Origin of the sequence: Nocardia thailandica NBRC 100428, from assembly GCF_000308795.1 — a bacterium.
GTDB lineage: Bacteria > Actinomycetota > Actinomycetes > Mycobacteriales > Mycobacteriaceae > Nocardia > Nocardia thailandica.
Map to the genome: position 1 here is coordinate 1 of NZ_BAGK01000134.1, position 22,189 is coordinate 22,189.

The 22,189-nt window shown below is 73.9% G+C and carries 20 protein-coding genes; 14 read left to right on the top strand and 6 right to left on the bottom strand.

The window, feature by feature from the left end; all coding sequences use genetic code 11:
• From ON36_RS14920 to ON36_RS14930, 3 genes are all read left to right on the top strand, one after another.
• Positions 1–2,970: SbcC/MukB-like Walker B domain-containing protein (locus ON36_RS14920; RefSeq protein ID WP_043653011.1), on the top strand; the 2,970-nt coding region annotated here is incomplete at its 5' end.
• A 480-nt stretch (positions 2,971–3,450) separates the two neighbouring features.
• Complete coding sequence (locus tag ON36_RS14925; RefSeq protein ID WP_052314004.1) at positions 3,451–4,233, top strand: DUF4388 domain-containing protein; 783 nt, start codon at positions 3,451–3,453, stop codon at positions 4,231–4,233.
• Entirely contained in the window at positions 4,230–4,667 is a 438-nt protein-coding gene (locus tag ON36_RS14930; RefSeq protein ID WP_052314005.1) for a hypothetical protein, read from the top strand. Before ON36_RS14925 ends, ON36_RS14930 begins: the two co-directional genes overlap by 4 nt.
• Before the next feature lie 16 nt (positions 4,668–4,683).
• On the opposite strand, the gene ON36_RS14935 is transcribed toward ON36_RS14930, so the two are convergent.
• The 3 genes from ON36_RS14935 to ON36_RS14945 form a co-directional block, all read right to left on the bottom strand.
• Positions 4,684–5,196 carry a M15 family metallopeptidase gene (locus ON36_RS14935; RefSeq protein ID WP_083885151.1) on the bottom strand — a complete coding sequence of 171 codons (513 nt, stop codon included), beginning with the start codon at positions 5,194–5,196 and terminating at the stop codon, positions 4,684–4,686.
• A 153-nt stretch (positions 5,197–5,349) separates the two neighbouring features.
• Positions 5,350–5,949 carry a GNAT family N-acetyltransferase gene (locus tag ON36_RS14940; protein WP_043653012.1) on the bottom strand — a complete coding sequence of 200 codons (600 nt, stop codon included), beginning with the start codon at positions 5,947–5,949 and terminating at the stop codon, positions 5,350–5,352.
• A gap of 154 nt (positions 5,950–6,103) precedes the next feature.
• Positions 6,104–7,780 (bottom strand): fumarate hydratase, encoded by a 1,677-nt coding sequence (locus ON36_RS14945; protein ID WP_043653014.1) that lies wholly within the window; start codon positions 7,778–7,780, stop codon positions 6,104–6,106.
• A 247-nt stretch (positions 7,781–8,027) separates the two neighbouring features.
• Between ON36_RS14945 and ON36_RS14950 the strand changes: the two genes are divergently transcribed.
• The gene (locus ON36_RS14950; protein WP_245558084.1) at positions 8,028–8,504 is read left to right on the top strand and encodes a MarR family winged helix-turn-helix transcriptional regulator; all 477 of its coding nucleotides are present in this window, start codon (positions 8,028–8,030) and stop codon (positions 8,502–8,504) included.
• A gap of 8 nt (positions 8,505–8,512) precedes the next feature.
• On the opposite strand, the gene ON36_RS14955 is transcribed toward ON36_RS14950, so the two are convergent.
• The 3 genes from ON36_RS14955 to mftE all read right to left on the bottom strand — a co-directional run bounded on the left by ON36_RS14955 (position 8,513) and on the right by mftE (position 10,838).
• The gene (locus ON36_RS14955; RefSeq protein ID WP_043653015.1) at positions 8,513–8,830 is read right to left on the bottom strand and encodes a hypothetical protein; all 318 of its coding nucleotides are present in this window, start codon (positions 8,828–8,830) and stop codon (positions 8,513–8,515) included.
• A 143-nt stretch (positions 8,831–8,973) separates the two neighbouring features.
• On the bottom strand, positions 8,974–10,143 hold the full coding sequence (gene mftD / locus ON36_RS14960; protein ID WP_043653017.1) for a pre-mycofactocin synthase MftD: 1,170 nt from the start codon (positions 10,141–10,143) through the stop codon (positions 8,974–8,976).
• Positions 10,140–10,838 carry a mycofactocin biosynthesis peptidyl-dipeptidase MftE gene (mftE, locus tag ON36_RS14965; RefSeq protein WP_043653019.1) on the bottom strand — a complete coding sequence of 233 codons (699 nt, stop codon included), beginning with the start codon at positions 10,836–10,838 and terminating at the stop codon, positions 10,140–10,142. The genes mftD and mftE overlap by 4 nt, the downstream gene beginning before the upstream one ends.
• A 91-nt stretch (positions 10,839–10,929) precedes the next feature.
• Here mftE and mftR point away from each other — a divergent pair, with 91 nt between their 5' ends.
• The 10 genes from mftR to ON36_RS15015 all read left to right on the top strand — a co-directional run bounded on the left by mftR (position 10,930) and on the right by ON36_RS15015 (position 22,188).
• Complete coding sequence (mftR, locus tag ON36_RS14970; RefSeq protein WP_043653022.1) at positions 10,930–11,535, top strand: mycofactocin system transcriptional regulator MftR; 606 nt, start codon at positions 10,930–10,932, stop codon at positions 11,533–11,535.
• Between the two features lie 119 nt (positions 11,536–11,654).
• On the top strand, positions 11,655–12,551 hold the full coding sequence (locus ON36_RS14975) for an STAS domain-containing protein (protein ID WP_043653024.1): 897 nt from the start codon (positions 11,655–11,657) through the stop codon (positions 12,549–12,551).
• Between the two features lie 13 nt (positions 12,552–12,564).
• Positions 12,565–12,951: an STAS domain-containing protein gene (locus ON36_RS14980; protein ID WP_043653027.1), complete on the top strand. Its 387-nt coding sequence runs from the start codon at positions 12,565–12,567 to the stop codon at positions 12,949–12,951.
• Complete coding sequence (locus tag ON36_RS14985) at positions 12,941–13,354, top strand: ATP-binding protein (protein ID WP_052314007.1); 414 nt, start codon at positions 12,941–12,943, stop codon at positions 13,352–13,354. Before ON36_RS14980 ends, ON36_RS14985 begins: the two co-directional genes overlap by 11 nt.
• Positions 13,347–13,970: a SpoIIE family protein phosphatase gene (locus ON36_RS14990; protein WP_043653031.1), complete on the top strand. Its 624-nt coding sequence runs from the start codon at positions 13,347–13,349 to the stop codon at positions 13,968–13,970. The genes ON36_RS14985 and ON36_RS14990 overlap by 8 nt, the downstream gene beginning before the upstream one ends.
• Positions 13,967–16,249: a SpoIIE family protein phosphatase gene (locus ON36_RS14995; RefSeq protein ID WP_043653033.1), complete on the top strand. Its 2,283-nt coding sequence runs from the start codon at positions 13,967–13,969 to the stop codon at positions 16,247–16,249. Before ON36_RS14990 ends, ON36_RS14995 begins: the two co-directional genes overlap by 4 nt.
• 223 nt (positions 16,250–16,472) lie before the next feature.
• Positions 16,473–17,534, top strand: coding sequence for an LLM class flavin-dependent oxidoreductase (locus ON36_RS15000; protein WP_043653036.1), 1,062 nt, complete (start codon positions 16,473–16,475; stop codon positions 17,532–17,534).
• Between the two features lie 145 nt (positions 17,535–17,679).
• Positions 17,680–19,578, top strand: coding sequence for an ABC transporter ATP-binding protein (locus ON36_RS15005; protein WP_052314008.1), 1,899 nt, complete (start codon positions 17,680–17,682; stop codon positions 19,576–19,578).
• Entirely contained in the window at positions 19,575–21,368 is a 1,794-nt protein-coding gene (locus ON36_RS15010) for an ABC transporter ATP-binding protein (protein ID WP_043653039.1), read from the top strand. Before ON36_RS15005 ends, ON36_RS15010 begins: the two co-directional genes overlap by 4 nt.
• A gap of 250 nt (positions 21,369–21,618) precedes the next feature.
• Positions 21,619–22,188: a hypothetical protein gene (locus ON36_RS15015; RefSeq protein ID WP_043653042.1), complete on the top strand. Its 570-nt coding sequence runs from the start codon at positions 21,619–21,621 to the stop codon at positions 22,186–22,188.
• Position 22,189: the final 1 nt, after the last annotated feature.

Here is a 22,189-nt window from a genome sequence, read left to right on the forward strand (position 1 = left end):
GGGCACGCCGAGGAGCGCGACGCCGACCTCCGCGCCGTCCGCCAGGCGCTGGCGCGCTGGGAGTCCGCCGCCGCCGACCGCACCCGTGCCGAACGCCTCGCCGAGCGGGCACGCGAACTGCGCGACGCGGCCGCCGCCGAGGTCGCCCACGCCGAGGCCGCGGTCGCGGTGGTGCGCGCCGAGTCGGCCGCCGCGCTGCGCGCCTGGTGGGGCGAACACGCGTCGGTCTTCGCCGCGGTGGGCGCGGGCCTGCCCGAGGCGCTGGAGGACGCGCTGTCCGGCACGGGCACCGAGGACGCCCCCACCCCCGCCGAGATCCTCGCCGAACGCTGCGAGCCGCTCCAGGACGCCGTCCGCACGCGGCGTCAGGACGCCAAGTCGCGTGCGGCGCAAGCCGATTCCCTGCATCGAAGCCTGCTGGCCGAGCGCGATCGGGTCGCCGCCCAGCACGACGACGCTCCCCCGCCCCGCCCGGCCGCCGTCGGCGCGGGCACCCCCGGCGCGCCGCTGTGGCGGGTGGTCCGCTTCGCGCGCGACGTCGCGCCCGCCGAGGCCGCGGGCCTGGAGGCGGCGCTCGACGCCGCCGGGCTGCTCGACGCCTGGGTGACCACGGACGGTCGCGCCGCGGCCGCCGCGCCGGGCACGGTCGCCGGGCGGTTCCTGTCCCCGCTGCCCGAGGCGGACCGGCCCGCGGGCCCCACGCTGGCCGATGCGCTGGTGCCGGAGGAGAACTCGGACGATCTCGGGGTGCCCGGTTCCGTCGTGGCGGCGGTCCTGGCGTCGATCCGGCTGGTGCCCGCCGGGTCCGGCGACGACCCGGCGTTCGCGGCCGGTGGCATCGCGGTCGACGCGGGCGGCGCGTTCGCGCACGGCCTCCTCACCGGCCGCCACGGCAAGGCGCAGGCCGAGTTCATCGGTGCGACGGCCCGGCAGCGGCGCCGGGAGGCGCGCCTGGCCGAGCTGGCCGCCGAGATCGCGGCGGCCGAGGCGGCGGCGACCGAGGCCCTCGACGACGAGCGGGCCGCGGCCGCCGACCTGGCCACCCTGTCCGCCGCGGTCAAGGCGCTCCCGCGACCGGCGGCGGTGCTGACGGCCCTGCGCGCGGTGGCCGAGACCGCGGGCATGCTGCGGTCGCGGACCGAGGCCGTCGCGCAGGCGGAGTCCGAACTCGACAGGGCGGTCGCCGAGGCCGGGGCGGCGGAGAAGAAGCTGCGCGCCGCGGCCACCACGCACCGCGTGCCGAGGGAGGCGCGGGCGCTGGACGCGCTCGCCGCGGCGGTCCGGCACTTCGAGAACAGCGGCACCGCCCTGCTGCGGCTGCGCGCCGACCTCGACCGGGAGTCCGAGCGCGAGCGCGAGGGCGCCGACCGGCACGCCGAGGCGCGGGCGCTGGCCGAGGCGTTCGCCGAGGAGGCCGAGGCGGCCCGGCACGGATACACCGAACAGCTGCGCAAGCTCGAAACCCTGCGCGAGGCCCTCGGGGCGAGCTCGGCCGACATCGACGCCCAGCTCGAGGCGGCCCGGCTGCGGATCGAGGAGGCCAGGGCCGGTCAGCGCGCCGCCCGCAAGGCCGCCAATGCCGCCATCGAGGCGGTCGGCGACGCCGAGGCCGCCTACCGCACCGCCCACGAGTCCCTCGCCACGGCGCTGGGCGAGCTGCTCGCCGAGGTACGCGGCCTGGCCCCCTACGCGCGCCCGGACCTGCTGAGCCTGCTGGGCGCCCCGGTCACCCATCGCTGGCCCGACAGCGACGCCGCGTGGTCGACCGCCGAGCAGGTGCAGTACCGGATCGTCGCGGCGGGCCCGCACGCCGAACCCGAGGTGCTGCCCGCCGAGGTCGCCGCGCTGCTGCGCGACCTCACCGCCGCCACCGCCTCGGTCAAGGCCACCGAGGCGGGCCGCAAGTCGACCCGCAGCGCGGTCACCACCGCACTGCAGGAGTTCGACGCCGCCCTGACCGCCTCGGGGCGCGACTACCGGCTGCACTGGGACGCCGCCGACGGGCTGACCGTGGTCGCGGTCCACGACGAGCACGGGGAGGCCGCCCTCGCCGATTTCGCCGACCGCGTCTCCGGGGCGCGCCGCGATCAGGAGTCGCTGCTCACCGACGCCGAACGGCGGATCCTCGAGGACGCCCTGCTGACCGGCCTGGCCCAGCAGATCCACGAACGCACCACCGACGCCCGCGAACTCATCGCGCGGATGGGCGCGGAGATGAAGCAGCGGCGGATGTCCTCGGGCAACACCATCGGCGTGCACTGGGTGCTGGCCGACGGCCTGTCCGACGCCGCGCGGGCCATGTGCAAGCTGCTCGACCGCGACGCCGCGAGCCTGGGCGCCGACGAACTCGCCGGTATCCGCGCGCATTTCGCGGCCGAGATCCGCGCGGCCCGCGCCGCGCACCCCGAGCGCTCCTACCCCGAGATCCTGGCCGCCACCCTGGACTACCGGACCTGGCGGGTGTTCTCGTTCACCCTGCTCTCCGCCGACGGCACCGAGGACAAGCTGACCGTGGCCCGGCACTCGGCCCTGTCCGGCGGCGAGCAGTCGGTGTCGCTGCACCTGCCGCTGTTCGCCGCCGCCCACGTCATGCTCGACTCGGCCGACCCGCAGGCGCCGCGCCTGCTCGCGCTGGACGAGGCGTTCGCCGGGGTCGACGACAACGGCCGCAGCGAACTGCTCGGGCTGAGCGTGCAATTCGACCTCGACCTGTTCATGACCGGGTACGACCTGTGGATCACCTATCCGCACGTGCCCGGCTGCGCGCACTACGACCTGGCGCACTCCACCGCCGAGAACACCGTCAGCGCCACGCTGCTGGTGTGGGACAGCGGCGAGCTGCTGGCCGAACACGACGGCGGCGACCTGACCACGGCCCTCGGCTCGCCCGACCGCAGGCGGGTGCCGCACGCCATCGAGGGCGGGCTCGCGCTCGACGGAATGCCGGGCGAACCGGCGCCGGTGGGCTGACCGGACGGTTTGTTCGCAAACCGGTCTTGACGATTCCGGGTGTGCGACACGGTGATCGCGGGGAGATTTCCGTGCGATAACCAGGCACGTGCCCGATCTGTCCGGATCGGGCACGCAGAATACCCGCGCGTAGTTTCAGAGGATTTCCGTACTCCAAATCCCTTGGGGGGCTAGGGTTCGGTGCAGCGCGCGCCCGGCAACCGGCCGGTCGCCGCCGTCATCGGCACCGAAGTGCCACGCAGGCACCACATTCCAGGGGACTCGTCGTGAACGCTGCCTACGCCCGGCAACCGGTGTCGCCGCCGGCGTGCTGAATTCCGCGCGGACATATTCCAGCCGGGAGTACGGAGAATGCCGGGCATATTCGCCGGAAACGGGAAATGGTCGTTGCCGGCCCGATTCCGGTGGTTCGCCGGCGCGGGTTACCGGGCCGTTCCGTCCCTATCCGTTTCACGACCGCGGGAACCGACGATCATGACGATGGCGCATTCCACCGATATCACCCGGGAGGTGGTCGGATTCCTCGCCGGCTCCTGCGCGGGCAGGCACACCGGCGTCCTGCGGGTGACGGGTGAGCCCGGCGGGGAGTTCCATCTGCGCGCCGGGCGGATCGTGGCGGTGCGCACCCCCGGCGCGCCCGGCGTCGCCGACCTGCTCGACGCGCTCGACGCCGCGCCGGGGGCGGCGCGGCTGCGGCTGCTGCACATGAGCGCCGCCGTCGACGGGGCGTTCGCCGTCGCGGCGGGCTGGATCGACGAATGCCGGTGGTACGACGGCGCGCCCGGCCCCGGCGACCCCGACGGCTTCGAACCGGAGTGGCTGCTCGGCGAGGCCCGGCGGCGCCTGCAGGCGCTGATGCAGGCGGGGATGTCGCCGCACCGCAACGTGCTGACCCTGACCGCGGCCGGGGAACGGCTCCTGCGCGATCGCGCCGACGACCCGCGCGCGGCGCTGCTCGCCCGGGTGGACGGCGCGCGCAGCTGCCGCGACCTCGCCTTCGCCCTCGGCCGCAGCGTCTACGCAGTCTCGGTGGAGGTCGCGCGGATGCTCGGCGACGGACTGCTCGCCGTGCGCGCCCAGCACGCGACCGTCCGCGAGGCGCACCCGCGCGCCGGCACGGTCGCGCCCGGCCTGCCGCGCCGCCGCCGCGGCGCGAGCGGCATCAACGACACCCTGCGGCCGCGTCCCCCGCTGGCCGCCGACCCGGCATCCGCCGGCCCGAACCGTCCGCCCGACCGGCGGACCGACGAAAGGACCCCATGAACCATCCCGTGAACGCCGCCCCCACCACGATGACCGACCGGATCAACGCGTTGATCAAGTCGCTGCGGACCGAGGTGCCCGAATGCCTGGCCGCCGGCGCGATCGACATGTCGACCGGCATGCTGCTGGCGGTGGAGACGGTCGACAACCATCCGCAGGAGGTACTCGACCTGCTCGCCGCGGCCACCCTCGAGCTGTTCCAGGGCCGCAACGTGGTGATGATCGAGGACATCTGGAAGGAACGCCGCGGCGTCCGCAGCGACCAGCACTACTTCCAGGAGATCCTGGTCAACTCCGACAACCTCACCCACCTGTTCCTGCGCGCGCAGAGCCGGGACGACGTCGTCGTGGTCGTGGTCTGCCGCAAGTCGGTGAACGTCGGCATGCTCTTCGCCCAGTCCCGCCGCGTGCTCAAGGAGGCGGGCAGTCTGTGACGAGCGGGCCGGCCGGTCAGCGCTGACTGGCGTCGGGAACGCGGGGCGGGCACGGGGTGCCCGGGGTGGTGACCAGCTCGAAATGCCACCACTCGTTGTCGAAGGTGCGGCACAGGCCCCAGCGGTTGCCGTTGGCCTCGAGCCAGGCGGCACCTACCTGGGGGCCGACGTCGACCGCGTGCCCGGACACGTGGGTGGACTCCTGCGGCGGCAGCACCCAGCGGCGGGCCTCCTCCGGGCTGCCGTAGGTGGCCAGTCCGTCCTGCCACAGCGCGTCCTGCTGCTCGGGGCTGCGGTACCCGGAGGTGATCGACAGCGGCACGCCTTCCGCGTGCGCCTGCCGTTCGGCCAGGGTGTAGGCCGCCGCCAGCTTCGGGTCGAGCCCCTCGGTCCCAGCCGCCGACCCGAGCTTCTCCAGCTGGTCGGGCGCCGCGTGCGCGGCCCCGGCCACCGGCAACACCACGGCCGCCGCGGCGGCGGCCACGGTCACCAGAACCCGATCGGCCACTCCGGCCCGCGCTGTCCACATGGACTCCGATCCTATCGGGGTCCGTCGCGGCCCCTTCCGCCCGCCGGGCGCGGCGCCGCGCGCCGGTGTGTCGGGGAGCCCGACGCGCGCTCCCCGCCTCGGCCGTGGTCGCGAACCCGGCCGTGCCGCCCGCCGCTTCGCCGCGGGCGGGGCTCAGCGGCTGATCTTGTCCGCGAGGCGGCGGCGGATGGCCGGCCATTCGCGGGCGAGGATCGAGTAGTAGGCCGAGTCGCGGGCCTCGCCGTCGGGGCCGGGGTAGTCGCCGCGCAGGATGCCGTCGAAATGGGCGCCGAGGGCCTCGATGGCCTTGCGGGAGGCGGTGTTGCGGACATCGGTGCGGAAGCGGACGCGGCGGACCGACCAGCGGTCGAAGGCGTGCTCGAGCATCAGCAGCTTCGCCTCGGAGTTCGCGCCGGTCCGCTGGGCGGAGTGGGCGAGCCAGGTGGAGCCGATCTCGACCGCGTCGGGGCCGCCGGAGCCGGTCTTGCCGCCGGGCCACGGCCAGGACTCGAGATGGAAGCGGGTGGAGCCGATGACCTCGCCGGTGTCGGCGCGGGAGATGACCAGGGGCAGCTGGCGGCCGTCGTCGTAGGCGTCGAGGGCCTCGGCGACCCAGCGGCCCATCGCCTCGGCGGTGTCGGGGACGTGCGCGTAGGTATAGCTCGACCTCGCCTCGGTGGCGGCCTCGGTCAGCGCCTCGACATCGCCCTCCGTCAGCACCCGCAGCTCCACGATGCGCCCGATCGAATGCACTACCCACCTCGACTTCGTGTCCGGTTTCCGCGTTCGCGGGCCAGCCTAGTCCGCGCCGCGGGCCCGGGCGCACGATCGGGCCGGGCCGGGATACGCGCCGGGCCCCGGCCGCGCGTGGCGCGGCCGGGGCCCGTTGTCGCCGGAGACGAACCGGTCAGACGCGTTCCTTGGACCGCGTGCGCACGCGCAGCGCGATCGGCTTGGAGGTCTCGGCGAAGAAGTCGTTGCCCTTGTCGTCGACGACGATGAACGCCGGGAAGTCCTCGACGTCGATCTTCCAGACCGCCTCCATGCCGAGTTCGGGGTACTCGAGCACCTCGACGTTCTTGATGCAGTCGAGCGCCAGCCGGGCGGCGGGCCCGCCGATGGAGCCCAGGTAGAAGCCGCCGTGGGTGTGGCACGCCTTGGTGACCTGCGCGGAGCGATTGCCCTTGGCCAGCATGATCATCGAGCCGCCCGCGGCCTGGAACTGGTCGACGTAGGAGTCCATGCGCCCCGCGGTGGTCGGGCCGAAGGAGCCCGAGGCGTAGCCCTCGGGGGTCTTGGCCGGGCCCGCGTAGTAGACGGCCATGTCGCGCAGGTACTGCGGCATGGGCTCGCCCGCGTCGAGGCGCTCCTTGATCTTGGCGTGGGCGATGTCGCGGGCCACGACCAGCGGGCCGGTCAGCGACAGGCGGGTCTTGACCGGGTACTTCGAGAGCTCGGCGCGGATCTCGTCCATCGGCCGGTTCAGGTCGATCTGCACCACGTCGCCGCCGAGGATCTCCTCGGTCTGTTCCGGAAGGTACTGCGCGGGTTCGGTTTCCAGCTGCTCGAGGAAGATGCCGTCCTTGGTGATCTTGGCCAGCGCCTGGCGGTCGGCCGAGCAGGACACCGCGATGGCGACCGGGCAGGACGCGCCGTGCCGGGGCAGGCGGACCACGCGCACGTCGTGGCAGAAGTACTTGCCGCCGAACTGCGCGCCGATACCGAACTCGCGGGTCAGCTGGAAGACCTCTTCCTCGAGCTCGAGGTCGCGGAAGGCGTGGCCGGTGATCGAGCCCTCGGTGGGCAGGTTGTCCAGGTAGTGCGCCGAGGCGTATTTGGCCGTCTTCAGGGCGAATTCGGCGCTGGTGCCGCCGATGACGACCGCGAGGTGGTAGGGCGGGCAGGCCGCGGTGCCCAGCGAGCGGATCTTCTCGTCGAGGAACTCGAGCATGCGCTCGGGGTTCAGGACGGCCTTGGTCTCCTGGTAGAGGAAGGACTTGTTGGCCGAGCCGCCGCCCTTGGCCATGAACAGGAACTTGTAGACCGGGTTGTCCGGGTCGCCGGGCTCGGCGTAGAGCTCGATCTGGGCGGGCAGGTTCGAGCCGGTGTTCTTCTCGTCCCACATGGTGATCGGGGCGAGCTGGGAGTAGCGCAGGTTCAGCGTGGAGTACGCGTCGAACACGCCCCGGCTGATGGCCTCGGCGTCGTTCGCGCCGGTCAGCACGCCCTCGCTCTTCTTGCCCATGACGATGGCGGTGCCGGTGTCCTGGCACATGGGCAGCACGCCGCCCGCGGAGATGTTGAGGTTCTTGAGCAGGTCGAGGGCGACGAAGCGGTCGTTGCCCGAGGCCTCGGGGTCGTCGATGATCTTGCGCAGCTGGGCCAGGTGGGCCGGGCGCAGGTAGTGGCTGATGTCGTGGATGGCGGTCTCGGTCAGCAGCCGCAGCGCCTCGGGCTCGACCTTCAGGAAGGTGCGGCCGTTCGCCTCGAAGGTGCTCACACCCTCGGTGGTGAGCAGGCGGTACGGGGTGTCGTCCGCGCCGATCGGGAGCAGATCGGAATAGCGGAACTCCGGCGCGGTCACAGCAGCGCACTCCTTCGGGGAGGTGGTCACAAGCATCAAAAGCGTATCGACCACCGCGAACCCGCCCCGGGTTAGGCAACCCTATCCACAGGGCAACCTGAAGGACAATCGAGGTTGCACGTTCAAGTCAACGGTGCTAGGCATCTGGGGGCGGTGTGGCGGGACGGCACCGCGCGACCCGATGCCGACACTGAACAGAATCCGGAGCGCGATCGTGAACGATCCTCAGTGGCTCGATGATGTCGAAATGCGCGCATGGCTCGGCTACGTCCGTACCCGCGACCTCATCGCCGCGGCGGTGGGCCGGGACGCGAGCCGCACCGCGGAGCTGAGCTACGTGGAGTACTCGGTGCTGGTCTACCTCGCCCAGGCGCCCGGCCACCGGCTGCCCTTCGCCGATCTCGCCGCCGCGCTGGAGTGGTCGCAGAGCAGGCTCTCCCACCAGATCACCCGCATGCAGAAGCGCGGACTGGTGCTGCGCGAGACCGTCAGCGACGACGCCCGCCGCACGGCCGCGCGGCTCACCCCGGCGGGCGCGCAGGTGCTGACCACCGCCGCGCCCGAACACATCCGCAGCGTGCGCAGGCACATGATCGACGTGCTCGACCGCGAGCAGCTGCATCATCTGGCCGACATCTACGACGTGCTCGTCGAACACCACCGCAGCAGCGGCCCCGACGCGCGCCGGTCGCGCGGCGGGACCGCGCCCGCGACCACGGCCTGACAGCGCCGTCAGGACCCGCCGCTGCCGGAGTGGTCGGTGCCACCGAGGCCGCCGCGCTGGACCGAGGTCGTGCCGCCGAGCGGACTGCCGGTCTTCGGCGCGGTCGGCCGCGAGGAGGTCGTGGCAGGCCGCGACGGGGTCACGCTCGTGCCCGGCCGGGTGGTGCTGGTGACCGCGGTCGTCGTCTTGACCGGGCGCGGCGTCTTGCCGGGGCCGCCGCACCCCGCGGTCACCAGCGCCACCGCCACCAGCGCGGGCAGCGTGCAGGACACGCTGCGCGACTTCATGATCCGGCCGTGCCGGCGTTCGCCGGACTCCCCACCCATCGTTGCTTCCCCTCCGCGTCGCCGCCGCACCGCACGGTGCGGAACCGGTCGATGCTAGCGGGACATCCCGGATCATGCGAACAAATCACACAATACGGACGTAGCGCGGGGAAACCGGCTGGGGCGCAGCGCCTCCCGGCGGGTCAGACGCCCAGCGCGCGCTCGAAACCGTCGGGGACGACCAGGTCCTCGCGGCCGAGCTCGGTGACCGAGGTCTTGCGCAGGCCGAGCAGCGCGGAATCCACGCCGCCGCGCAGGATGTCGAGCACATTCTCCACCCCGGCCTGCCCGTTGGCGGCCAGGCCCCACAGGTAGGCGCGGCCGATCATGACCGCGCGCGCACCGAGGGCGACGGCCTTGACCACGTCGCTGCCGCGGCGGATGCCGCCGTCGAGCACGACCTCGATCTGGTCGCCGACCGCCTCGGCGACCACCGGCAGCGCGCGGATCGCCGCGGGGGTGCCGTCGAGGTTGTTGCCGCCGTGGTTGGACACCGAGATCGCCCGCACGCCCGCGTCGACCGCGCGGCGGGCGTCGTCCACGCGCATGACGCCCTTGAGCATGACCGGGCCGTCCCACTGGTCGACGATCCAGGCCACGTCCGACCAGTCCGGCGCCGGGGTGCCCATCCACTCGCCGTAGGCGCCGAAGAAGCCGGGCGCCGCGGCGTCGCCGACGGCCATGTTGGGGGCGGTCAGGTCGGGGATGTGGCCCGAGCGGGCGTAGGTGGCCAGCCAGCGCGGGCGGGCCAGGGTCTGCGGGGCGAACTTCAGCATGGTGCGGAAGTCGAGCTTCTCGGGGATGACCGGGCTGCCCCAGTCGCGGCCGTGCGAGAAGGACCAGTCCAGGGTCAGGATGAGGCCGACCGCCCCCGCCCGCTTCGCCCGCTCCATGCGCGCGAGGATCTCGTCCTTGCCGCCGCACCAGTAGAGCTGGAAGAACGTCGCCGGGTTGGCGGCGATCACCTCTTCGATCGGCTTGGAGGCGAAGGAGCTCAGCCCCATGGCGATACCGCGCGCGGCGGCGGCGCGGGCGACGGCCACCTCGCCGTCGGGGTGCACGGCCTGCACGCCGGTGGGCGAGATCATCACCGGCATCGACAGCGACTGGCCGAGCACCGTGGTCGACTGGTCGCGCTCGCCGATCGGGCCCGCCACGTGCGGGGCGAAACCGAGCTCGGTGAAGGCGGCCTGATTGTCCTCGATGGTCTGGCCGCGCTCGGAGCCGGCGATGAGGGCGCCGTACACCGACTTGGGCAGCCGCTTGCGGGCGCGGCGCTGCGCCTCGGCGACGGTCTCGAACCAGGGATTCATCGAGCAGTTCCTTCCTCGGGGTGCCGCGGCCACCAGTGCCGCAGCCGGTCGAGCAGCGCGGCGGTCGCCGCGGTGAGAAGTTCTTCGCCCGCATCGGCGTTCGCGCCGGTGGGGTCGCCCAGCACGCCGTTGGCGCTGACCGCGCGCACGCCCGCCGCGCGCAGCAGCGGGAGCACCTCGGCCAGGGGGCGGGTGTCGCCGGGCTCGGCCCGGTCCGCGCGCACGCGGGCGGGGTCGAGGGCCAGCTGCAGGGAGGTCTCGGCGTGGCCCGCGTGCGCGTCGCCGCGGTAGTCGGGCGAGAAGAGCCGCACGTCGCGGGATTCCGAGCGCAGCAGCGTCACCGCGCGGCCCAGCGCGGCGACGTTGCCGCCGTGCCCGTTGACCAGCGCGATCCGGGAGAAGGTGTCGGTGGCCGACCGGCACAGCTCCACGACGAGGAGTTCCAGGGCGGCCCGGCCGATCGACAGGGTGCCCGGGAAGCCGGCGTGCTCGCCGCTGGCGCCGTAGGCGACGGCCGGGGCGACGAGCAGGTCGGCGCGCCGCGCGGCGGCGCGGGCGCACAGCGCGGCGGCCAGGTCGGTGTCGGTCGACAGCGGCAGATGCGGCCCGTGCTGTTCGGTCGCCCCGACGGGGATCAGCAGCACCGCCGCGGCGCGCGCGCCCGCCTCCGGGGATGTGAGCTGGGCCACGAACATGCCGCCGAGATTAACGTCAGTGACTGACATAAAGCAAGACCCCCGTCCCGGACCGTCCCCGCGCGCCCGCGCGGCTCCTAGGCTGTCCCCCATGACCGCCTCGCCCACCCGCGGCCGCCCACCCCGCACCACCCGGCGCGAACTCGAGCTCATCGCCATGCGCCTGTTCGCCGAGCACGGCTTCGAGGAGACCACCGTCGAGCGCATCGCCGCGGCGGCGGGCGTCAGCGAGCGCACCTTCTTCCGCTACTTCCCCAGCAAGGGCGAGGTGCTCTGGCACCAGTTCGACAACGAGGTCGCCGACCTGCGCGCGGCCTTCGCCGCCGTCGCGGACGACGAGCCGATGATGGCCGCGGTGCGCCGGGTCGTGGTGGCGGCCAATCGCTATCGCGCCGAGGACATCCCGGAGCTGCGGGCCCGCATGCTGCTCATCTCCGGCGTGCCCGCGCTCGCGGCGGGCGCCGGGGCGCACTACGACGCCTGGGAACGCGCGGTCGGCGAATTCGCGGCACGCCGCCTCGGCGCGGACCCCGGCGACCTGGTCCCGCTGGCCGTCGGTCGCACCACCCTCGCCGCCGCCCGCGCCGCCTTCGACACCTGGCTGACCCGCGGCGACGCCGACCTGACGGTGTACCTGGACCGGGCGCTGCGCGCGCTGGCGAGCGGCTTCGGCGAACCCGCGGCAACATCGGTGTGACCTACACCCAGGTTTGCGCGGCAACTCCGACCGGGTATGAGTAGGCTCGGGCGCGACAGCGCGCCACGCGCGATCCACCGCCCGGGTGGTCCCGATCGTCGAAAGGGGCAGGAATCTCCATGTCCGAGGTGTCCATGAATCCTCCCGCGGATTCGCTGACGACCCGCCCGGTCGACAACCTGCTGCCCCAGCTGGTCGAACACCTCCGGCAGAACCGCACCGGGCTGCGCGAGGAATGGGCGCGCCGCATCACCGAGGCCGAGCTCCTGACCGCCATGACCCCGGAGGAGATCTTCTCCGAGGCGACCTCCATGTACGACAACTACGTCGAGGTGCTGGTCACCGGTAGCGTCGAGGCCCTGCAGGCCTACGCGCGCGACCTGTCCGAGCGCATCATCCCCCGTGGCGTCGAGACCGACGAGGTCCTCGGCATCGTCCTGCTGCTGCGCGACGTGCTCGCCCGCTCGCTGTTCGAGAAGTACCAGGCCGACTTCGAGCTGCTCAACTCCGTGCTCGACGCCTACGAGCCCGCCGCCAACCGCATCGCCTCCACCGTGGCCATCTCGTTCGTGCAGGAGCGCGAACGCGTCATCCGCCAGCAGCAGGAGGCCATCCGCGAGCTGTCCACCCCGGTGCTGCAGGTGCGCGAGCAGCTGCTCATCCTGCCGATCATCGGCGTGCTCGACACCCAGCGTGCCCGCCAGCTCACCGAACAGCTGCTGCGCGCCATCCGGGCCAACCGCGCCAAGGTGGTCGTCATCGACATCACCGGTGTGCCCGCGATCGACTCCGTGGTGGCCAACCACCTGGTGCAGACCGTCGACGCCTCGGGCCTCATGGGCGCCAGCGTCATCATCACCGGCCTGTCCTCGGAGATCGCGCTCACCCTGGTGACCATCGGCCTCGACCTGTCCAAGATGAACGCCGTCGGTGACCTCCAGGGCGGCATCGAGGAGGCCGAGCGCCTGCTCGGCTACGAGGTCTCCCGCGTGGCCGCCGAGCGGGACGGCCGCTGACCAGGCCCCCACCATGCCGGTACCCATTCTCAAGCAGGGCACGTACCTGATCGCCTCGGTGCAGTCGGCCCTGACCGACGCCGACACCGAGCGCCTCCAGGACGACCTCATGAAGCAGGTCAGCCACTACCGCGCCACGGGCATCATCGTCGACGTCACCGCCATCGACGTGATGGACTCGTTCGCCGCGCGGTCGCTGCGCACCATCGCGCACATGACGCAGCTGCGCGGCGCCGAGACCGTCATCGTCGGCCTGCAGCCCGAGGTCGCCTTCGCCATGGTCCAGCTGGGCCTGACCTTCGAGGACATGCACACCGCCCTCGACCTCGAGGAGGGACTGGCCTGGCTCAACCGTCACCCAGGGCGCCGCACACGAGACGGTCGTGACAGTGGTCGCTGAGCACGTGACAGTGGCGGTGCAGGTGTCCGAGGACATCGTGACGGCCCGCCAGGCGGGCCACGAACTGGCGGCGCAACTGGGCTTCACGCTCACCGACCGCACCATGATCTCCACCGCGATCTCCGAGATCGCCCGCAACATCACCAGTTACGCGGGCAGCGGCGAGATCCGGCTGCTGGTGGACCTGCGCGAGGGCCGCAACGCGCTGGTCGTGCAGGCCGAGGACCGCGGTCCCGGCATCCGCGACATCCCCCGCGCGCTCGAGGACGGGTACTCCACCGGCCGCGGCCTCGGGCTCGGGTTGCCCGGCGCGCGGCGCCTGATGGACAAGCTGATCATCGATTCCGCACCCGGACGCGGGACGTTGGTGGAGATGTGGAAGTGGGTACCCGACGGTGCATGAGGACGGGTTCTTCGGCCGCACCGAGTGGTCGGCAGCGGGGCGCGCGCTCCCGGGCCAGGACGTCTCGGGTGATCGCGCCGTCGCCCTCGACACCGGCGGCAACGGCGTGCTGTTCGCGGTGCTCGACGGCCTCGGGCACGGCACCGCGGCCGCCGAGGCGGCGGAGCGCGCGGTGACCGTGCTGACCGAGAACCGCGGCGAGCCGCTGGACGTGCTCATGGTGCTCTGCCATCGCGCCATGGCCGACACCCGCGGCGCGGCGGTCTCGCTGGCGCTGATGAGCGACGGCGACACCCTGCACTGGCTCGGGGTCGGCAACGTCGAATCGCGGCTGCTCGCCGCCGGACCTGCGGGCCCGGAGACCCGGGCGACCATGCTGCTCACCGGCGGCATCGTCGGCTACCGGCTGCCGACGCATCTGCAACCGCAGACCGTGCCGATGCGGCCGGGCGACCTGCTGCTGATGGCCACCGACGGCATCGTGACCGTGGGACCGGAGGCGATCGACCTGGGCCGTCCCACCACCGCCATCACCGCCGACCTGCTGGCCCGCGACGCCAAGGACACCGACGACGCGCTCGTCCTGGCCGCGCGCTACCGAGGTGAGCTGCCGTGAGTGCGGCCCTGGCGGCGTTCCTCGACGACTACACCGCGGCCCTGCGCAGGCACCTGACCGACCCCGGCCAGGACGGCCTCACCGAGGGCTACGACCTGGGCAGGCGGGCGCTGGTCGAGGGCATCAGCCTGCTCGACCTCACCGAGCACCACTTCCGCGCCGTGGCCGAATCGGCCGCGGACAGCGGCGATCCGCGCCACGAGGAGGTCGCGCTCGAGTTCCTGCTGCAGACCCTGGCCGCCCTCGACATCGCGACCCGCGGCTACCTCGACGGCACCCGCCGCTACGAGCAGCAGCGTTCACGCGCCGACGACCTGGCCGGCCGCGACGCCTTCCGCACCGCGCTGGTCGAGTCGCTCCAGGACGGGTTCTTCGTCGCCGACGCGCGCGGGACCATCGTCGAGGTCAACACGGCCTTCGGGGCGCTCACCGGCTTCGGCGCCGACGGCGTCCCCTACGCCCAGCCGCATCCGTGGACCTCACCCGACAGCCGGGGCTATCCCCAGATCGGCACGGAGGCGTCGCGTTTCGTGCTGCCGGTGCGCCACCGCGACGGCCGCGACCGCTGGCTGGCGGTGAGCGCGAGCTCGCTGATCAAGGCCGAGAGCGACGAGCGGATCTTCGTCGGGACCGTCCGCGACGTCACCGCCGAGCACGACGCGCAGGCCCGCGACCAGGCGGTGTCGCGCCTGGCGACCGCCGTCGGCGCCGCCACGGGCCTGGTCGAGGTGCTCGCGGTCGGGCTCGACGAACTGTGCCGCACGCTCGGCGCGCAGTCGGCCGTGGTCGCCGTGTGGGCCAGCCGCACCGCCCGCCCCGACCTCTACGGCGCCGGGGAGCAGGCCACCGTCGACGGGGTGATCAGCCTCGACGACGACGTGCGCGAACTGCTCGAGCGCGCCCGCAGGCAACCCGCGCGCGGCCTGGTCGCGGTGTCGGGGTCCCAGCCGCTCCCGGAGGAGAGCCCGGAGAGCACCGCCAGCGCCGAGGCGGTCGTCTCCCCCCTCGGCGAGACGCGCGACGCCGCCCTGTGGTTGCGTTTCGCCACGCCCCGCGTGGTGACCGCCGCGGACTGGATGCTGCTGTCGCTGCTGATCGGCCACCTCAGCGTCGCCCTGCAGCGCGCCCGCAACTTCGACCAGGCCCGCGCGACCTCGCTGACCCTGCAGCGCGCGATGCTCGGCCCGATCGAGCTGCCCCCGCGGTTCTCGGTGCACTACGAGCCGGCGCTCCCCCCGCTCGAGATCGGCGGCGACTGGTACGACGTGGTGCCGCTGCGCGACGGCACCATCGGCGTGGTGGTCGGCGACTGCGTCGGCCGCGGCCTGTCGGCCGCCGTGGTGATGGGTCAGTTGCGCAGTGCCGCACGGGCCCTGCTGCTGCGCGGGGCGGGCCCGGCGCAGCTGCTCGCCGAACTGGACACGGTCGCGGCGCGAATCCCCGGCGCGATGTGCACCACCGTGTGCGCCGCGGTCCTCGATCCCGCGCGCGGCGTCGTGCGCTACTCCAACGCCGGGCACATGCCGCCGATCGTCTCGCCCGTCGGCGGCCCTGGCCGGGTGCTCGAGGGCGGGCGCGCGGTCCCGCTGGCCACCTTCGACACCCCGCGCCGCCCCGAGGCGACCACCGCGCTGCCGCCGGGCGCCACCCTGGTGCTGTTCACCGACGGCCTGGTGGAACGCCGCGGCGTCGATCTCGAGGACAACTTCACCCATATCGCCGACGTGCTCGCCGAGACCTGCGGCGAGCTGCCCCGCGAGGTCGCCGACACCGTGCTGTCGCGGCTGCGCCCCGAGGCGGGCTACGACGACGACGTCGCCATGGTCGTCTACCGCCAGCCGCCCGCGCCGCTGCGCCTCGACATCCCCGCCGAGCCGGGCAGGCTGGCCGCGCTGCGCCGCGGCCTGCACCGCTGGTTCGCCGCCGCCGCCGTCCCGCACGATCTGGCCGCCGATCTGGTCGCCGCCGCCAACGAGGCGTGCAGCAACAGCGTCGAGCACGCCTACCGCGACACCGAGCCCGCCCGTGTGGTGCTCACCGCGACCTGTGACGGGGACCGGGTGGTCATCGAGATCACCGACACCGGGGTGTGGCGGCCGCGCCCGGCCGACCCCGGGTTCCGCGGCCGCGGCGTGGAGATGATGCGGGCGCTGACCGAGCACGTGGAGTTCGAGCACGGCGACACGGGCACGCGGGTCCGCATGTGGGTCACCCTGCCCGCCATCACCTTCCCCACCGCCAACCCGATCCGCGGCACCGACCGCCACCTCCCGCACTGAGCCCCGGCCGTCGCCGGCGGTAATGCGCTCGGCGCGAATCTATCCCGGCGCGGACGGTGTCGCCGCAGCTCGGCGCGGGTACGCCCGCCGCGGCCGCGCCCGCGCGCGGCGGGCCGGGCCCGATCCCGGACCCATAATCGCGGTGGCCGGGTGCCGGGTGGCGTCCGCGCCGCGCAGCCGTGACCGACCCGGCGCGTCCCGCGGATCGAACAGGACACCACGCATGAGCCTCGAATTCCTCTGGTACATCCCCAACCAGGTCACCCCGGGGCACCGGGGGGAGCCGGTCACCGCCGACCACAACAGCCTCGACACGCTCACCGCGCACGCGCGCGCCCTCGAGGACAACGGCTGGACCGGCGCGCTCCTCGGCACCGGCTGGGGCAGGCCCGACACCCTGACCGTGGCGACCGCGCTGGCCGCGCGCACCGAGACCTTCGAGCCGCTGATCGCGATCCGCCCCGGCTACTGGCGCCCCGCGAACTTCGCCTCCGCCGCCGCCACCCTCGACCACCTCACCGGCGGCCGGGTGCGGGTCAACATCGTCTCGGGCAAGGACGACCTGGGCGCCTACGGCGACGCCGAGGGCGACCAGGCCGACCGCTACGCCCGCACCGCGGAGTTCCTGCGCCTGGTGCGCCTGCTGTGGACCCGGGAGCGGGTCACCTTCCGCGGGGAGCACTTCCAGGTCACCGACTCCACCGTCACCCCCCGGATCTCCCCGCGCCCGGGCAGGCCGCACCCGACGCTGTACTTCGGCGGCGCCTCGGCCGCCGCCGAACGCGTCGCCGCGACCGAGGCCGACGTGCAGCTGTTCTGGGGCGAGCCGCTGGCGGGCGTCGCCGAGCGGATCGACCGGCTGCGGGCCCTGTCCGCCGAGCTCGGGCGCGAGCACCCGCCCCTCGAATTCGGCCTGCGCATCACCACGTTCGTCCGCGACACCACCGAGCAGGCGTGGGCCGAGGCCGAGGCGCGGGTGGCCGAGATGGCCCGCGCGGGCGGCCCACGCCAGGCCGCGGACCGGCGGACCGCGGTCGGCCAGCAGCGGCTGCTCGACCTGGCGGCGCGCGGCGACGTCCTCGACGACAACCTCTACACCGCCCCGGGCCGGGTCGGCGGGGGCGGCGCGGCCACCACCTGGCTGGTCGGCTCCCCCGAGGACGTGGCGAAATCGCTGCGCCGCTACCGGGATCTGGGCATCACCCACTTCGTGCTCTCGGACACCCCCTACCTGCGCGAGATCGAGCGCCAGGGCCGCGACCTGCTGCCGTTGCTCGCGGACTGAGACGCGGCCGCGCGCACCGGCCTTCGCCGGCGACACCGCAGGCGGGTGCGGGTTGCGATCAGCGTGAGCCAGTCCGTTGCCGCGGCGGCCCGCCCGGCGCAGAGTGGTTCCCCGTGTGTCCAGTGCAGCAGGAGGTACCCCGATCATGAGCTTCGGCAGAGGCACTCTGCTCGCCGGAGCCGACACCGGGCCCTCCGGACAGGACGCGCGCACCCTGCGGCTGGGGCTGGCCCAGATGTTCCGCGGCCTGACCGTGGCGCCCGGCGCGGCGACCCTGGCCGTCGTGACCGGACTGGTGAACGCGGCCTGCATGGTGCTGGGCGCCAAGGCCGTCGGCTGGGCCACCGAACACGTGGTGGTGCCCAGTTTCGCGCGCGGGGAATTCCTGCCCGGCGCGGCCGCGCTCGGGGCGCTGTTCATCCTCGGGGTGTCGCTGCTGCGCGTGGTGACCATCGTGCTGCGGGCCGTCGGCACCGGCATCGTGCAGTTCGGCAACGAGGCGCGGTCGCGGGCGGCGGTGGTCGACGCCTACCTGCGCCTCGGGGTGTCCTGGCACCGCCGCCATCCGGCGGGCGCGCTGGTCTCGCGGGCGGTGCCCGACGCCGAGACCGCGTGGGATCCCATGCAGCACTTCCCCTTCGCGCTCGGGATGACCGCGATGCTGGTCATGGTCCTCGCGGACATCGTCCTGGTCGACGGCCCGCTGGCGGTCATCACCGCGCTCCTCATGCCACTGGTCTTCGGCGCGAATCTCATCTACCAGCGGGTGCTCACCCCCCGCGCCCGCGCGGCGCAGCGCAGGCGCGCGGTGGTCTCCGGGCTCGCCCACGAGGCCCTGGCGGGCAGGCAGGTCGTGCGCACCCTCGGCATCACCGAACACGAGATCGGCCGGTTCGCGACGGCCGCCGACGAGTCCCGGATCGCCAACCGCCGCATGGGCGACGCGGGCGCGGTGTTCGATCCGGTGATCGAACTGCTGCCGCCGCTGGCCGCGCTGGTCGTGCTCGCCGTCGGCGTCACCCGCGTCGACGCGGGCCACCTCGGCGTCGGGGCGCTGGTCGAGGTCATCTACCTGCTCATCACCACCGCCATCCCGCTCAACGTCATCGCCCGCTTCCTCGGCATGCTGCCCCTCGGCGTCGCCGGGCGCGGCCGGGTGGACGAGATCCTCACCGCCACCGAGCATCCCGCGCACGGCCAGCACCGGGGCGCGGCGGGCGCGGGCGGCATCGCGCTGAGCGCGGCCGACGTCTCGTTCCGCTACCGCGTCGGCGACGTGCTCGCCGCCGACCGCGACGCGCTGACCGACATCGCCCTCGACCTGCGGCCCGGCGAGGTCGTCGCGGTGGCGGGGGCCACCGGCGCGGGAAAGAGCACCCTGCTCGCGCTACTGGCCCACCTGCTCGAGGCCGACCGGGGGCGGATCAGCCTGGACGGCATCGACACCCGCGAGCTGGCGCCCGATGCCGTGCGACGGCGCACCGCCCTGGTCACCCAGCAGCCGTTCCTGTTCGCCGACACCGTGCGCGCCAACGTCACCCTCGGCGCCGACGGCACCGACGCCGACCTCGATCGCGCCCTGCGCATCGCGGGCGCCGACACCTTCGTGGCCCGGCTGCCCCGGGGCGCCGACACCGTGCTGGACGAGTCCACCCAGCTCTCCGGCGGGCAGCGCCAGCGGATCGCGCTGGCCCGCGCGGTCTTCCGCCGCCCCGGCCTGCTGCTGCTCGACGATGCCACCTCCGCGCTCGACCCCCTGATCGAACGCGCCGTGGTCGACGCCCTGCGCGCCGAGTACGCCGGGGACGACCGGCGCACCACCGTCGTGCTGGTAGGGCACCGCGCGGCGACCGTCGCCCTCGCCGACTCGGTGATCCTGCTCGCGGGCGGCCGCGTCGCCGCGCGCGGCGCCCACGGCGAGCTCCTCGCCACCGTGCCCGGGTACCGAGCCCTGCTGGGCGCCTACTCGAACCACACCGCGCACACGGCGCACACCGCCGACCCCCACGCGCCCGCGGCCCGAGAGGACAGCGCCGACCGATGAGCGAACCCCGATACACCACCGCCGCCCTGCTGCGCCGGATCCGCCGCGAGACCGACCTGGGCCGCGGCGCGGTGCTGTGGATCGTCGCGCTCGCCACCGTCGCCGCGACCGGGCGCATCGCCATCCCGGTGACCATCCAGTACGCCCTCGATCACGCGCTGCTCGCCGAGGTCGGGCCCGGCGAACGGGACCGGGTCGTCGCGCTGACCGTGGGGATCGGCGTGGCCGCGGTGCTGATGTCGATGGTGGTGTCCACGGCCATGAACCGGGCGCTGGTGCGCACCGTGGAACGCGGCGTGCTCCAGCTGCGGGTGGCCGCCTTCGCGCGGCTGCTGCGGCTGCCGCCCGCCGACCCGCGCGCGGAATCGGCGGGCGGGCTGGTCGCCCGGGTCACCGGCGACCTGGACGTGGTCACCCTCTACGCCCAGGCGGGCGGGCTCACCCTGGTGCAGAACGTCGCCCAGATGGTCCTCGCGGTCGCGGTGATGCTGGCCTACTCGTGGCCGCCCGCGCTGCTGGTCGTCGCGATCGGCCTGCTCGTTCCGCTGATCGGGCGCGGCCTGCAGCGGTGGATCGGCAGCCGCTTCGACACCGTGCGCGAGGCCATCGGCCGCCTCTACGCCGACCTGCTCGAACTGCTCGTCGGGATCGAGACGGTGCGCGGCTACGGGATCGAGGACCGGCTGCGGGCCCGCGTCGGCGCCCGCATCGAGGCCGCGCGCGCGGCCCGGGTGCGCACCCTGTGGCCGATGGGGCTGAACTTCTCCATCGGCGAGATCGCCAGCGGCCTCATCACCGCCGCCGTCCTGCTGGTCGGCACCGCCGCGGGCGTCGGCGCCCTCGGGATCGACCTGGGGCTCAGCGCGGGCGACGTCGTCGCCTTCCTGTTCCTGGTGACCTTCTTCGTCCGTCCCATGCAGTTCGCCGTGGCCGGCCTCGCCGACGCCCGCAACGCCGAGGCCGGGCTGCGGCGGGTGGTGGAGATCCTCGACATCGAGGTCACCGAGGGCAACGGCACCCGCACCGACCTGCCACCGGGTGCGGCCGGAATCGTCCTGCGCGGCACCGGGTTCCGCTACGTGCCGGAACGGGCGGCGCTGCGCGGGGTCGACCTGGTCGTCGCGCCGGGGGAACACGTGGCCGTCGTCGGCGAGACCGGGTCGGGCAAGAGCACCTTCGCCAAGCTGGTCACCCGGCAGCTGCTGCCCACCGAGGGCACGCTCACCCTCTGGGGCATCGACATCGCCGACCTCGCCGACGAGGCGCTCACCCGGCGGGTCGCCATCGTGCCGCAGGACGCGTTCCTCTTCGACCGCACCGTCGGCGACAACATCGCCCTCGGCCGCGCGGGCGCCACCCGCCGCGAGGTGACCGCCGTGCTGGCCGACCTCGGGCTGGCCGACTGGGTGCGCGGGCTCCCGCACGGCCTCGACACCCGCGTCGGGCAGCGCGGAGAGGCGCTCTCGGCGGGCGAACGCCAGCTCGTCGCGCTGGCCCGCACCGCCCTGGTCGACCCCGACCTGCTGGTGCTCGACGAGGCGACCAGCGGCGTCGACGCGGGCACCGACGTCCGGGTCCAGCACGCGCTGGCCCGGCTCAGTCGCGGGCGCACGACGATCACCATCGCCCACCGCATGCACGCCGCCGAGAGCGCCGACCGGGTGCTGCTGTTCCACGACGGCACCGTCGCCGAGGACGGCAGCCACGACGACCTGCTCGCCCTCGACGGGCGGTATGCCCGGTTGCACGCCGCCTGGGCCCGCGATTCGGCCGGCCTGGTCGCCGGCTGACCGGACCGTCGGGTCGCGGGAACAAAGCGACCTCGTCGCCCCTGTGAATGCGAACAGGAAACCGCCGGACGATTGCGTGGCGCGGGCCGGGTGTCCCATGGTGGTGTCGTGAGATCACCGGTCTCATACACCGGTCTCGTCGCCGCCGACATCCCGGAGGTCACGGCACCGACCACGATCGGGTGAGGCACTACGCCGTGCCGTGCCCGCATCGAGTTCAACGCAGCGGACTCGAGGTAGGGAGCCAGACGTGCACGACCTTTCCGACATCCACGCGGGCTGGGTGGCCGATCTGTTCGACGACGGCCTGCTCGGGCCCGCCGAGCGCACCGTCCCCGAGGCGGTCGCGGCGGTCGACGGACTGCCCCTGCCGCTGCGGGACCGGCGCGAGCGCGCGACCGAGGAGATCATCGGCTGGCGGGCGCTGTGCGGCTGCGGCGCCTGGCAGGGCCGCACCTGGCTGCGCGTGGACGAACCCGGCGACCACGCGCCCGCCCGCAGGCAGCTCTACTGTCCCTCGGGCCGGTTGAGCCCCGATCTGATGGCCCTGATCCTGGCGGAGGTCGACGGTCACCGCCACGAGATGGCCGCCCTGCTGCCGGTGCAGCTGGCCTACCACGAGACCACCTCCGCCGAACGCAGGCTGGCCGAGGCCGTCCGGTTCGTCCGCGCCTCCGGCGCGTCCTGGGAGGCGGTCGGCCAGGTCGTCGGCGCGATGTCGGGCGACGCGGCCGAGCGCCGCTTCGGCGCGCTGCCCGCCGAGCCGCTACCGTCGGCCGCCGCGGGCCCACCACCCTGGCCCGGGGTCGGCGCCTGGTGAC